The following is an 11,375-nucleotide window of genomic DNA, read 5'->3' as shown; positions in this document are numbered from 1 at the left end:
GTCGAGGGCTTAACCAAACATATCCCAAGAAAGTGAAGCGAAGCTTTGTAGCTGATGCCGATTACTTTCTCGGGGCCCAAAACTACAACAACAAACCTAAAGTTGAAGCAACGTTTCGTATCTAGTTTTCAAGGTGCAAGCCTTGAATTTAATAGCAAGTGTATTCCCTGATAGCTCAGTTGGTAGAGCACTCGACTGTTAATCGAGTTGTCACAGGTTCGAGTCCTGTTCGGGGAGCCATATGGAGAGGTGTCCGAGCTGGCCGAAGGAGCACGATTGGAAATCGTGTAGGCGTCACAAGCGTCTCGAGGGTTCGAATCCCTCTCTCTCCGCCACAAATTCACCCTAAAAAGTGAAGCACAGCGTTGTCGTGTATTCCGATTAGTTTCGGGAACCCGCAAAAAAATATCTAGGCCCGTTGGTCAAGTGGTTAAGACACCTCCCTTTCACGGAGGTAACAGGGGTTCGAGTCCCCTACGGGTCACTTCTTCTAATAGTACCATGGAGGCTTAGCTCAGCTGGGAGAGCATCTGCCTTACAAGCAGAGGGTCGGCGGTTCGATCCCGTCAGCCTCCATCATGTATCTTAAAGTAAAGCTTGATTTACTTCGATACATCACTTATACTTAACGACGCGGGGTGGAGCAGCTCGGTAGCTCGTCGGGCTCATAACCCGAAGGCCGCAGGTTCAAATCCTGCCCCCGCAACCAATAATGAATGTGGAGCCGTGGTGTAGAGGCCTAACATGCCTGCCTGTCACGCAGGAGACCGCGGGTTCGAATCCCGTCGGCTCCGCCATTATTATTTAAAGTAAGGCTTTGTAGCTCAGTCGGTAGAGCAGAGGACTGAAAATCCTCGTGTCGGCGGTTCGATTCCGTCCAAAGCCACCATTTAATTTAATATGCCGTTGTAGCTCAACTGGTAGAGCAACTGACTTGTAATCAGTAGGTTGGGGGTTCAAGTCCTCTCGACGGCACTGTTTGTATGGAGGCTTAGTGAAGTGGCTAAACACGGCAGACTGTAAATCTGCTCTCTCCGAGTTCGGTGGTTCGAATCCATCAGCCTCCATATCCTTTTTAGGGGCATAGTTTAAAGGTAGAACAAAGGTCTCCAAAACCTTTGGTGTGGGTTCGATTCCTGCTGCCCCTGCCAATTAACTTCATATGGCGATCGTGGCGAAGGGGTTAACGCACCGGTTTGTGGATCCGGCATTCGTGGGTTCAAGTCCCATCGGTCGCCCTCTATTGGTTAACTATAGTGGGGATTAGCCAAGCGGTAAGGCAACGGACTTTGACTCCGTCATGCCAAGGTTCGAATCCTTGATCCCCAGTTTTATATTATGCGGAAGTGGCTCAGCGGTAGAGCATCGCCTTGCCAAGGCGAGGGTCGCGGGTTCGATCCCCGTCTTCCGCTCCAATGTTGCAATGAGGCGCCATAGCCAAGTGGTAAGGCAGAGCTCTGCAAAAGCTTTACCCCCAGTTCGAGTCTGGGTGGCGCCTCCAACACTTGCCGGAGTGGCGGAATCGGCAGACGCACAGGACTTAAAATCCTGCGGTAGGTGACTACCGTACCAGTTCAAGTCTGGTCTTCGGCACCATTGTTTTACAACTGAATATGCCGGCGTGGCGGAATGGCAGACGCGCTCGACTCAAAATCGAGTGGGAAACCGTGGAGGTTCGAGTCCTCTCGCCGGTATAAAAAAAACGTATGAAATCTGATGATTTCATACGTTTTTTCTTTTTTAGCCTTTGTATCAAAAGTGCTATGTAAGTGCCTCCAACTGATAGTAAAATGAGAGTAGCTGCTCTACAATGAAAGCGCAGGCCCACTACTACAAAATCGGGGCGGGGAGGCATTGCAACTGGTTAATTCAGTGAGATTTAAAATTTTTGTAGGCTTCGTGCTGGTGGTGGCGCCGCTCGTGAGTTTTTTGATTTTTAATAATGTGTATTCGATGAATGTGGTTCGGGATCAAATCTCACAAAACTACAGCAAGCTGCTAAGTCAGTACGTGGAAGATACGGACAATACGCTCAAAGAATTCGATAACTATTTGTTCCACCTGTATAGCGACCCTGATGTCATTAACATGGACTTATATGCGATTGAGACGGACGATTATGTGCTGGCCAAGCAGCGAGTGTTTAATAAATTAAGCCGGCAGTTGGATATTTACAATCTGGTGAATACGTTTTTTGTTTATTCGCCGGTGACAGGCGATTTACTGGTTTCGACGCGGGAGAACACGTACTACTATGATCGCGTACAGACGGTGAAGCAATTTATAAGCGAAAACGCTACCACGCGGCCGAACGACAGTTCGAACGGGAACTGGCTTGTCATGACGGCGGCGAGCGGCGATACCTATTTGATGAAAATCAACAAAGATCTGGGAGCCGGCCTATCCGGCGGCATTCTGATTAAGATGAGCAGCTTGGCAGAGCCGCTCAGCCGATGGAACACAGGGCCAGGCGGAGGCGCCCTGGTGGTTGCTCCGTCGGGGGAGACGCTCACGACGATGTTTTTTCCGCTGGAACGCTATCGGCAGTTTAGCGATCAGCTGCAGTTGGAGCCTTCACGCGTGCGGATCGTGAAGGATAGGGAGGAGGACGAACAATTCCTCATTGTTCGGGAAGGTTCTACGCATGCCGCGCTGGAGTTTGAGTTGATCATCGCGGAGAAAAATATGCTGCAGAATTTACCATATCTGCAGCTGGCGATTTATTTTTTACCTGTAGGCGGAGCGGCGGTATTGGCGGTGTATTTGCTCTATTTGCAGCGAATTCTGGTGAAGCCGCTGACGCAGCTGATGCGCGGGATGCGCAGAATCGGCCAGGGGGAACTGTCGGTGCGCCTGCATGAAGGGGGCTCGACGGAGTTTGCTTTTCTGATCACGACATTCAACAACATGGTGGATCAGATTGAGCATTTGAAAATTTCCGTTTACGAGGAGAAGATTCGGGTTCAACAAGCGGAATTTAAGCATTTGCAGGTTCAGATTAATCCGCATTTTTATATGAACAGTCTCAATATTATTTACAACCTTGCGGCGCTCAAGGATACGAAGGCGGTGCAGAAAATGGCGCTGCATCTCGCGGATTATTTCCGCTTCATTATGAGGACGAACCGGACAACGATGACGCTGGAGGATGAGATTGCGCATATTCGCAACTATTTGGAAATTCAAGCGATGCGCTATCCGGATGATCTGGTTTTTCAACTGGAGATCCCTGAGCCGTACAAGCACGTTGAGATTCCGCCGCTCGTGGTGCAGCCCTTTGTCGAGAATGCGATTATCCATGGCTTTACGAAGGCGTACGGAGCGTTTGAGATTCGGGTGAGGGCGGAGAGAGATGTTGAGGCACCGAATGATTTTTTCCTGCTGCGCATTGAGGATAATGGGAAGGGCTTTCAGGCTGAGCTATTGTCACAGCTTAATTCGGCGCAGTATTTGGATCAGTCCGGGGACGAACATTTGGGGATCTGGAATGTCAGGCATCGACTGCAGATGAATTTTGGACGCGAGGTTGGCATACAGTTTGGGAATCGAGAGGACCATGGTGCGGTCGTGACGCTCAGGCTGCCGTGGCATAAACATGGGGAAGGGAAGAAGGACCATGATGAACTTGCTGGTCGTGGATGACGAGAAGTTTGCAGTCAAAGGCATTACGGTTGGCATCGATTGGTCGGACATGCCGATTGGCGGCATTTATGAGGCGTTGGATGTCGAGGAAGCGAAGCGTATTTTGTCCACGCAGCGGATTGACATTATGATCTCGGATATCGAGATGCCAGGTGCGAACGGGCTGCAGCTGCAAGAATGGGTGCGGGCGCATTCGGCGCATACGGAAACGATTTTTCTCACGGGACATGCAAACTTTGAATATGCGCAGCAGGCGGTCAGGCTCGGCAGCTTTGACTATGTGTTGAAGCCCGTGGACCATGATCGGTTGCATCAGATTGTCGGCAGCGCCATGGAGAAGATTAGAGCGGATCAGGAGCAGCAGGAGTTTCATGAGACGTACAAGACGTATTATCAGCACTGGGTGAGTGAACTCCCAGCGATTGTGGAACGCTTCTGGCAAGAGCTGTTAGGGGGAAAAATACCGGCGAATCCGGAGCGGTTGCTGCGGCACTTCCAGATGTATGAGCTGCCCCTACAGATAAGGAGCACGATTCTGCCGATTCTCATCTCCGTGGAACATTGGAAGGAGGCGTTGAATGCCCGCGATGAGGAAATCATGGAGTATGCGATTCGCAAGGCGGCGGCGGAGCTTATTGTCGCGGAGCAGCAAGGCTGTGTGATTCAGGAGAACGGATCGACGCTGGTGCTGCTGTACGATGCGGAGGCGTGTTTGTCGGAGCAGGAAGTGAGGCGGAGATGCGAAGGGTTCATCGCGGCGTGCAATCGTTATTTTCAGTGCAGCTTGTCGTGCTACATGGGCTCGTATACGGCGCTGACGGATGTGGCGGTGCGGGTGGCGGATCTGTGGCAAGCGGAGCGGAACAATGTGACTCGGAGCAACTGCGTGTTGACGGAAGCGGAGTCAGCGGACGGGGCGAGCGGCAGAAAGCGGGAAGCGCCGTCTTTCGGCGATTGGAGCGTTTTACTGGAGGCGGGGAAAAAAGAGGAGCTGATCCAGCGCATTCAGGAAACGATTGCCCGCTACCAGGGGGAAGAAATCGGCTCTGAGACGGTGGAAGCCATTTACTATGGCTTGCTGCATCTGGTGTATCAGGTGTGCCATAAGAAAGGGCTGGCGGTGCATGATCTGCTGCCTCCGCAAGAACTGCAGGATTACGCGGGGGCAACGCGTTCGCTCCACCAATTGCAGAACTGGGCGATTCGCGTCGCAGTGAGCTGCTGTGACTATATGAACGAGCATCTGAAGGACGTATCGGCAGTCACAATGCGCGTCTGCCAGTATATCGAGACGCATCTGCACGAGGAGCTGAGCCGCGAGGAACTGGCCGCAGCGGTATATCTCAACCCGGCGTACTTGTCCCGGTTGTTCAAGAAGGAGACCGGGCTCTCGATCTCGGAGTTCAGCCTCAAGGTTCGGATGGAGCGCGCGAAGAAGCTGCTCGCGGAGTCCAATGACAAAGTGAGTGCGGTGGCAGAGCAAACGGGGTATTCGCATTTCTCCTTTTTTGCGAAAATGTTTAAGAAATATACCGGTTTGTCCCCACAGGAGTATCGGAAGAGCTTTCAAGGGTAGAAGAAAACCAGCAACCGCGGAGGTTGCTGGTTTTTTGGCGTGGAGCGCGCCGGAGGCGCTCACTGATGAACTTTGCGGTAGTCGCCGGGTGTGACGCCGACGGTTTTTTTGAACGTCCGGATAAAGGACATCGGGTGCAGGTAGCCGACTTTGCCGGAAATGTCCTGAATCGGGAGGTCGGTGTTGCGCAGCATGTCTTTGGCATGCTCCATGCGCACCTGGCATAGATAGACGACGAATTTTTCGCCGAATTCCTCTTTGAAGAGCGTGCTCAAGCTTGAGGTGTTCATGTTGAACTGTTCACCGAGCATCGCGAGCGACAGGTCGGGATTGTCGAAGTGCGACTCGATGTACTCGCGAACCCGGCGGACAACGGCGTGGTTACCCTTTTCTTCGCGAAGGCTTCGCATGAGGCGTGTGCAGGCCGTCAGGCGCTCCTGATAGAACGATTCCAGCTCGTCAAGCGTTTCGAGCGACTCCATGCGCGCTTCCCATTTGGCACGGAATTCGGTGTTCCATAGTTCCTGATACTCGGGCGGCAGCTCCATCATTTCTCTTTGGAAAAAGAAGTTCATATAGATGAGAACGCCGTCGATTTCTTCCTTCGGTAGCAGCAAGGAGCGGAGGCCGTTAAAGAGCAAGGTCAACTGCTCCTGCCAGCCGTCGTTGCCGACGCGGAAGGCCTGTGCGATGGTCCGCACGTACTGCAGGTACACAAACAGATCGTCGTGGGAGAGCACTTCGATTTCCCAGTGGCCGATGACGCGGTTGCTGCCGAGCGCGGATTTGTAGCTGAGCGCTTGGGTCGCGGATTCGTACGATTGCGCGATGGCGCGGGCATCCGAAACGGCCGTCCCAATGCCGAAGGTGACAGTCAGCTTCAGGTTCTCGAGCAACCACACGCGAATCTGCTCGGATTGCGCCAGGATGCGGCTGCCGCCATGCAGCGGCTTGTCTTCGTCGGCGTCAAAATAGATGACGCACAGCCGGTGATTGGTCACCCATTCCTGCCAAATGCGCAGAGAATCGGCTTTGGCCGTTTCGTCTACGACTTTGGTCAGGATGTATTTGAACAAGCCCTGATCTTCATGCGAATATTGCCGGATAAACTCCGGATATTTATCGATTTCGATGATGCTGACCGAGGCGCCGTTCAGCGTGCCGATCTTCATCTCGCTGAGTTCCTCGCGCCACTCGTTGTCGTTAAGCGAGCCGTTACCTTCGACGAGCTCCTGAAACACGCGCAAGCGGCGATAGCGCTTGTTCTCTTGCGCGCGGTGCTCGTAGTCCTGCGTAGCTTCGATCATATTGCTGAGCGTAAAGTCGATGTAGCTGAGCTCATCTGTGGAAGGTTCCTGAATAGCCGCATGTTGATGCTGCTGGTTGTATTTCTGAATGCGGGACATCATCGTCTCGATCGGCTTGTAGTTTTTGCGGGAAATGTAAACCATCCACCAGATGCCCAGAACGAGCCCGAGGAAGCCTACGATTAGCCAGCCGCTGGTCAAGTAGCTGAAAAGGTTGCTGAATGACTTCACTTTTAATCCGCTGTGATAGGTCCAACCGGTGTAGGCGGAGGTGAGAATGATGTCCTCGGTATCTGCGGGACCCTTGTCTTGCTGGAACAAAGCGTTGCCTTGCTGGTCCGTGACCGAGATGTAGCTGACGTCAGAACTAGCGAAATTGCTCAAATACGACCGAATAGCTTCTATATTAACGTTAACCACCATCAGGGCAATTCCTTTGCCGCTGAGTGGAACGCCTTTGGCGATGGAAATGACGTTTTCTTTCTCGGTACTGTCTGGAAAAACCTGAAATATGCGCGGTCTGCTCCAACCGTTCGGGCGCTCGGTCAGGTTATCATCGATAAAAGCACGGTCAGCGAACTGATCGATGATGAGCTTGGTTTTGTCCGTCACGATCGCACCGTCACCGGCTCGATAGATGTAGACGGAATCAATCCAGCTATTCGTGTTGAGCATGCTTTCCAAGAGACGCGAGAGGTCGATGATGAATTCGGGAGAGCTCTCCATGCCTGCAAAATACGTTAATTTGGCGTTACGGGATATGGTTTCCATCATCATCAATTCGATGGAACGCAGTGAGGTATCGATGTTGTTTTGCAGATTTTGCGCATAGACGCGGCTTGATTTGGTGGCTTCCTTTTGGGAAAGCTCACTTAGCTGAACGATGCCGATAAAGGCAAACAGACAAACAAGCAAAAGCAAGACGGGCAAATACGAGAGAAGCAGCCTGTGGAACCAATTTTTGCTCATCGTTGTAACACTCCTTCGAATAGGACCGTCTTCAGTCTACCACACAATTCTGCGTGTATAGAAGCAGTGGAAATGAGAGAGAAGGCGAGTGAGGTACTCGCCTTCGAAATGATGCTTTACTTTTTCATATATTGGTAAAAATCTTTGGTGAAGATGACGCCGTTATTTTTGTAGTCGGTATAAGCTTTCTGTTGGAAATCGTCAATTTTTTTGCCGCCGCTCTTTTCCCAAGCCTCTTTCGCGTCTTTGATCGCTTGCTCGGTCGTGTAGCTGCTTCCGCTGACAATCGCTTTCGTGATCGTGTTCGTGATCGTTGTTGTTGCGGTGTTATTGATGACGACGAGGTCATCGGTGAGTGTCACCGGCAATGTCAGGTCGTAGTAAAGCGGACGATCCGGCGAAATGTAAGCATCGCGGCCTTTGGCGATCAGCTCAGCATACTGTTTGTCGATCGGCTTGCTCAAGTTGAGTGACGTGTTCACAAACTCGGCGCATTTGCCGAATTTATACGTTTGGCTGAGCATGGAGAAGTCGGCGTTCCAGGTCAATTCTTTCTTATTCTTCTCGACATCGATCGGTTTCGGGCAGCCGGTTGTCGCATCTTTCTGATAGTGGACACCTTCCAGACCGTATTGCAGCGTATTCGCTGTCGAATCGCTCATGAGCCAGTCGACGTATTTGATGACGGCTTCGACGTTTTTGGTCGTTGCGTTGATCGCCGCATCAAATTGGAACGGTGTTGCACCTGCCGGTGAGTATTGACCGAATTCCGTTTTGGGTAGCGGAATGACGGAAACTTCGGCATTTGGATTGTTTTTCATCAGGGTATCGTAGATGCCATAACCTTTCGAGCCTTCGAGGCCGTCGCCGACGTACATGCCCAGCTTGCCGTTGACCCAGTCCTGTTGGGCTTTCGCACCTGTTTTATCTGCGAAAATATCTTTATCTACCGTTCCGGCATCATACAGACGCTTTTTCAGCTCGGTAGAAGCTTGGAGACGGTCCCAAGAGCGAACGTACTGGTCGCCTTGCAGGTGGTACATCCAAGCCGGCGAGCTCGGCTCAAAGCCGTAGAACATGTCGATGTCTGTGAAAATTGTGCCGAGCGTATCCTTTTTACCGTTGCCATCCGGATCTTGCTCTGTAAATGCTTTGGCTACTTGGTAAAATTCTTCGGCTGTTGTCGGAGCTTTCAGGTTCAGCTTTTTGAGCCAGTCATTGCGAACCATCAGGTAATGGTTCGTGGAAGCGGGCAGCAGGCGTCCGAAGAAGAACGTTTTGCCGTTATAGGATGTCAGCGTTTTAATAATCGGGTTATCTTTCAAGAACTGCTTATACGTTGTGGAATATTTCTCAATGGCGTCGTCGAGCGGGATGATTTGCCCTTTAGCGGCAAGATCTTTCATATACGCATTGGAGAATTCTAAAATGAGATCAGGCGCGTCGCCGGATGCGAAGAGCACGTTCCACTTTTCCTGCGAATTCGTCCTAGGGACCGGTACAAACTCGACCTCAACCGGCGCATTTTCATTAATCCATTTGGTCCAACGGTTGTCGGTAATTTTACCTTCGCCCTCAGGGACGTTATTGCGGTCATAGATGGACACTTTAATTTTAGGTTTAGGTCCTTTAGTTGCTGCAGCAGTCGCAGAAGAAGTGGAAGCTGCACCTGGAGTGCTTGTCGTTTCATCGGACTTGCTACCGCAGGCTGTCAGCAGCACGCTTCCTGCCAGCATCAATGCGAAAGAGGTTGTAACGGTTTTGTTGAGTAGTTGTTTTTTCATTGTATAGACACTCCCCTTGTCATATTGTCGCATACTTTGGATCGCTTTCAAACTGAATTACACGGAATGTGTTGGATCACCACCTAGGCAAAGTATGGAAGCCATTAGCCTTTCACTGCGCCGATCATCACGCCTTTCACAAAATAGCGCTGCAGGAATGGGTATACGACCAGCATCGGAATGGTCATGACGATAATGCCTGCGGCTTTAACCCCTTCCGGTGTGAGCGAGAGGGCAAGATCCGGTTGCACGTTGGCCATTTCCTGCATGAGGCTTGAATTTTGAATCATTTGTTGAATTAGAACTGCCATGTTGTGTTTGCTGGAATCGTTAATATAGATCAGAACGCTCATGAACGAGTTCCAATGGCCGACCGCGTAGAATAAAGAGAGCGCTGCCAAGACTGGCGTGGAGAGCGGCAGCACGATTTGGGTGATCAGCCGCCATTCCGAACAGCCGTCAATCCGTGAGGCCTCTTCGAGTTCCTCGGGCATCCCTTCAAAAAAGCTCCGCAGCACCATCATGTTCCAGACACTGACGAGGCCGGGCAACCAGAGCGCCCAGTAGGAATTGATCAGGCCGAGGCTTTTGAGCAGCAGGTAGCTTGGGATGAGGCCTGCGCCGAACAGCATGGTGAAGATGATGCCGAACGAGTAGACTCTGCGTCCGATGAAGTAACGCTTGGACAGCGGATATGCCGCCAAGATGCTGGCGACCATATTGAGCGCCGTCCCCACGACAGTGATGACAACGCTGTTGCGGAACGCTTCGACTACCGGTGTTTCCTTCAGGAGCGCTTTATAGCCGCTTAGCTCCAGATTCACCGGCCAGAAGGCGATGCTCCCGGAAGCGATGGCGTGCTTATCGCTGAGTGATACGGCCGCGATATGAATGAGCGGAAGCAGGCAGCTCAGCCCGACGAGTGCGAGAATCAGATAATTGACGGTGTAAAATATTTTTTCACCGGTCGTATGCTTCATGGTGGTTCCTCCTTACCATAGGCCTTGGCCGAAACGTCTGGCGATTCGATTGGCGATGACGACCAGCAGCAGGCCGACCAGCGATTCGAATAAACCCATTGCGGTAGCGAGACTGAATTGCGCTTGCTGAATACCGGTTTTGTACATAAAGGTTGAAATGACCTCGGAAATTTCGGCAACGGTATTATTTTGCAGAACAAAGACTTGATCAAAGCCGACTTCCATCAGATGGCCGATTTTGAGAATGAGCATGATAATAGCCGTAGGGATGATGCCTGGAACGGTGATTCGTATGAGCTGCTGCCATTTGTTCGCCCCATCGATGCTCGCGGCTTCGTACAAGCTTTGGTCGATGGAGGTAAGCGCAGCCAAGTAGATGATGGCGCCCCAGCCCGCTTCTTTCCAGATGCCGGACGTCAGGAAGATCGTGATCCACGATACGTCTTTGTAAAGGAACGGGTACGTGAAGCCGAACAAGCTGTCCAGGACATGGTTGATGGCCCCTGTGCTTTGCGAGAAGATCGTCACGACGATGCCGCCGATAATGACCCAGTTCAGAAAGTGGGGCAAGTATACGAACGTTTGCACGATGCGTTTGAACCACATTTTCCGGACCTCATTCAGAAGCAGTGCCAAGATGATCGGCATCGGAAAGCCGATGATGATGCTGAGTCCGCTCAGGCGAAGGGTGTTCCAGATGATATTCGTCATCTGCTTGGTGGAGAAGATGAGTTTGAACATATCGAGTCCCGCCCAAGGACTGCCCCAAATGCCTTTGATGAACGTGTACTTTTTGAATGCAATCACAAGGCCGGTCATTGGATAGTATTTGAAGATGAGAAAGTAGATCAGTATCGGTATAAACATGATGTAAAGCGGAATGTTTTGTTTCAGCACCCGTTTGGTGTATTTGCGCTGCAGCCAACCGGTTCTGACGACCGGCTTCGCGTCGGTGGCTGGCGGGATGGTGGTGGTCACGGAAGAGACCGAGTCGTCCATCGATTTCATTGCTGCTGTCACTTCCTCTCGGTTGAAGTAAGGCTATCGTATAGCAAACGCGCTTTGGCGCTCAATATACATGATTTTGTGCGATTAACAGAGGGCGAAAAGCGCGCCG

6 protein-coding genes and 16 tRNA genes are annotated in these 11,375 nt (G+C 51.5%); 18 read left to right on the top strand and 4 right to left on the bottom strand.

All coding sequences use genetic code 11. The features are described 5' to 3' along the window. Window positions 1-164 precede the first annotated feature (164 nt). From EJQ19_RS03430 to EJQ19_RS03345, 18 genes are all read left to right on the top strand, one after another. Window positions 165-240, top strand: a tRNA-Asn gene (locus tag EJQ19_RS03430). A 3-nt stretch (window positions 241-243) separates the two neighbouring features. After that, a tRNA-Ser gene (locus EJQ19_RS03425) sits at window positions 244-335 on the top strand. A 77-nt stretch (window positions 336-412) separates the two neighbouring features. Then, window positions 413-484 (top strand) — tRNA-Glu (locus tag EJQ19_RS03420). A gap of 19 nt (window positions 485-503) precedes the next feature. Continuing rightward, window positions 504-576, top strand: a tRNA-Val gene (locus EJQ19_RS03415). Between the two features lie 56 nt (window positions 577-632). Further along, window positions 633-709, top strand: a tRNA-Met gene (locus tag EJQ19_RS03410). Window positions 710-720: 11 nt separating this feature from the next. Further along, window positions 721-797 (top strand) — tRNA-Asp (locus tag EJQ19_RS03405). A 16-nt stretch (window positions 798-813) separates the two neighbouring features. After that, window positions 814-889, top strand: a tRNA-Phe gene (locus EJQ19_RS03400). A gap of 13 nt (window positions 890-902) precedes the next feature. Continuing rightward, a tRNA-Thr gene (locus EJQ19_RS03395) sits at window positions 903-975 on the top strand. A gap of 10 nt (window positions 976-985) precedes the next feature. Continuing rightward, window positions 986-1,067, top strand: a tRNA-Tyr gene (locus EJQ19_RS03390). Window positions 1,068-1,077: 10 nt separating this feature from the next. Then, window positions 1,078-1,151, top strand: a tRNA-Trp gene (locus tag EJQ19_RS03385). A 14-nt stretch (window positions 1,152-1,165) separates the two neighbouring features. Further along, window positions 1,166-1,238: transfer RNA gene (locus EJQ19_RS03380), tRNA-His, on the top strand. Window positions 1,239-1,257: 19 nt separating this feature from the next. Beyond that, window positions 1,258-1,329 (top strand) — tRNA-Gln (locus tag EJQ19_RS03375). 11 nt (window positions 1,330-1,340) lie between these two features. Beyond that, window positions 1,341-1,415, top strand: a tRNA-Gly gene (locus EJQ19_RS03370). A 12-nt stretch (window positions 1,416-1,427) separates the two neighbouring features. Next, a tRNA-Cys gene (locus EJQ19_RS03365) sits at window positions 1,428-1,501 on the top strand. Between the two features lie 6 nt (window positions 1,502-1,507). Further along, window positions 1,508-1,596: transfer RNA gene (locus tag EJQ19_RS03360), tRNA-Leu, on the top strand. 19 nt (window positions 1,597-1,615) lie between these two features. Next, window positions 1,616-1,694, top strand: a tRNA-Leu gene (locus tag EJQ19_RS03355). 226 nt (window positions 1,695-1,920) lie between these two features. Further along, complete coding sequence (locus EJQ19_RS03350) at window positions 1,921-3,642, top strand: sensor histidine kinase (RefSeq protein ID WP_126139778.1); 1,722 nt, start codon at window positions 1,921-1,923, stop codon at window positions 3,640-3,642. After that, window positions 3,617-5,218 (top strand): response regulator transcription factor, encoded by a 1,602-nt coding sequence (locus EJQ19_RS03345; protein ID WP_164716290.1) that lies wholly within the window; start codon window positions 3,617-3,619, stop codon window positions 5,216-5,218. Before EJQ19_RS03350 ends, EJQ19_RS03345 begins: the two co-directional genes overlap by 26 nt. A gap of 59 nt (window positions 5,219-5,277) precedes the next feature. On the opposite strand, the gene EJQ19_RS03340 is transcribed toward EJQ19_RS03345, so the two are convergent. The 4 genes from EJQ19_RS03340 to EJQ19_RS03325 form a co-directional block, all read right to left on the bottom strand. Further along, window positions 5,278-7,494 (bottom strand): helix-turn-helix domain-containing protein, encoded by a 2,217-nt coding sequence (locus tag EJQ19_RS03340; RefSeq protein ID WP_126139776.1) that lies wholly within the window; start codon window positions 7,492-7,494, stop codon window positions 5,278-5,280. A 116-nt stretch (window positions 7,495-7,610) separates the two neighbouring features. Then, the gene (locus EJQ19_RS03335; RefSeq protein WP_164716289.1) at window positions 7,611-9,278 is read right to left on the bottom strand and encodes an extracellular solute-binding protein; all 1,668 of its coding nucleotides are present in this window, start codon (window positions 9,276-9,278) and stop codon (window positions 7,611-7,613) included. A gap of 104 nt (window positions 9,279-9,382) precedes the next feature. Then, the gene (locus EJQ19_RS03330; protein ID WP_126139774.1) at window positions 9,383-10,258 is read right to left on the bottom strand and encodes a carbohydrate ABC transporter permease; all 876 of its coding nucleotides are present in this window, start codon (window positions 10,256-10,258) and stop codon (window positions 9,383-9,385) included. A gap of 12 nt (window positions 10,259-10,270) precedes the next feature. After that, window positions 10,271-11,266, bottom strand: a complete 996-nt coding sequence (locus EJQ19_RS03325; protein WP_420901658.1) for an ABC transporter permease — start codon at window positions 11,264-11,266, stop codon at window positions 10,271-10,273. Window positions 11,267-11,375: the final 109 nt, after the last annotated feature.

This window comes from Paenibacillus whitsoniae (genome assembly GCF_003955665.1).
Lineage (GTDB): Bacteria > Bacillota > Bacilli > Paenibacillales > NBRC-103111 > Paenibacillus_E > Paenibacillus_E whitsoniae.
The sequence above is the reverse complement of the archived record's forward strand: the minus strand, read 5'-3'. Positions and strand labels throughout refer to the sequence as shown.

Coding starts and splice junctions, on each gene's coding strand:
- EJQ19_RS03325 (WP_420901658.1), bottom strand. CDS start 11,266: ATGAAATCGATGGACGACTCGGTCTCTTCCGTGACCACCACCATCCCG.
- EJQ19_RS03340 (WP_126139776.1), bottom strand. CDS start 7,494: ATGAGCAAAAATTGGTTCCACAGGCTGCTTCTCTCGTATTTGCCCGTC.
- EJQ19_RS03335 (WP_164716289.1), bottom strand. CDS start 9,278: ATGAAAAAACAACTACTCAACAAAACCGTTACAACCTCTTTCGCATTG.
- EJQ19_RS03345 (WP_164716290.1), top strand. CDS start 3,617: ATGATGAACTTGCTGGTCGTGGATGACGAGAAGTTTGCAGTCAAAGGC.
- EJQ19_RS03330 (WP_126139774.1), bottom strand. CDS start 10,258: ATGAAGCATACGACCGGTGAAAAAATATTTTACACCGTCAATTATCTG.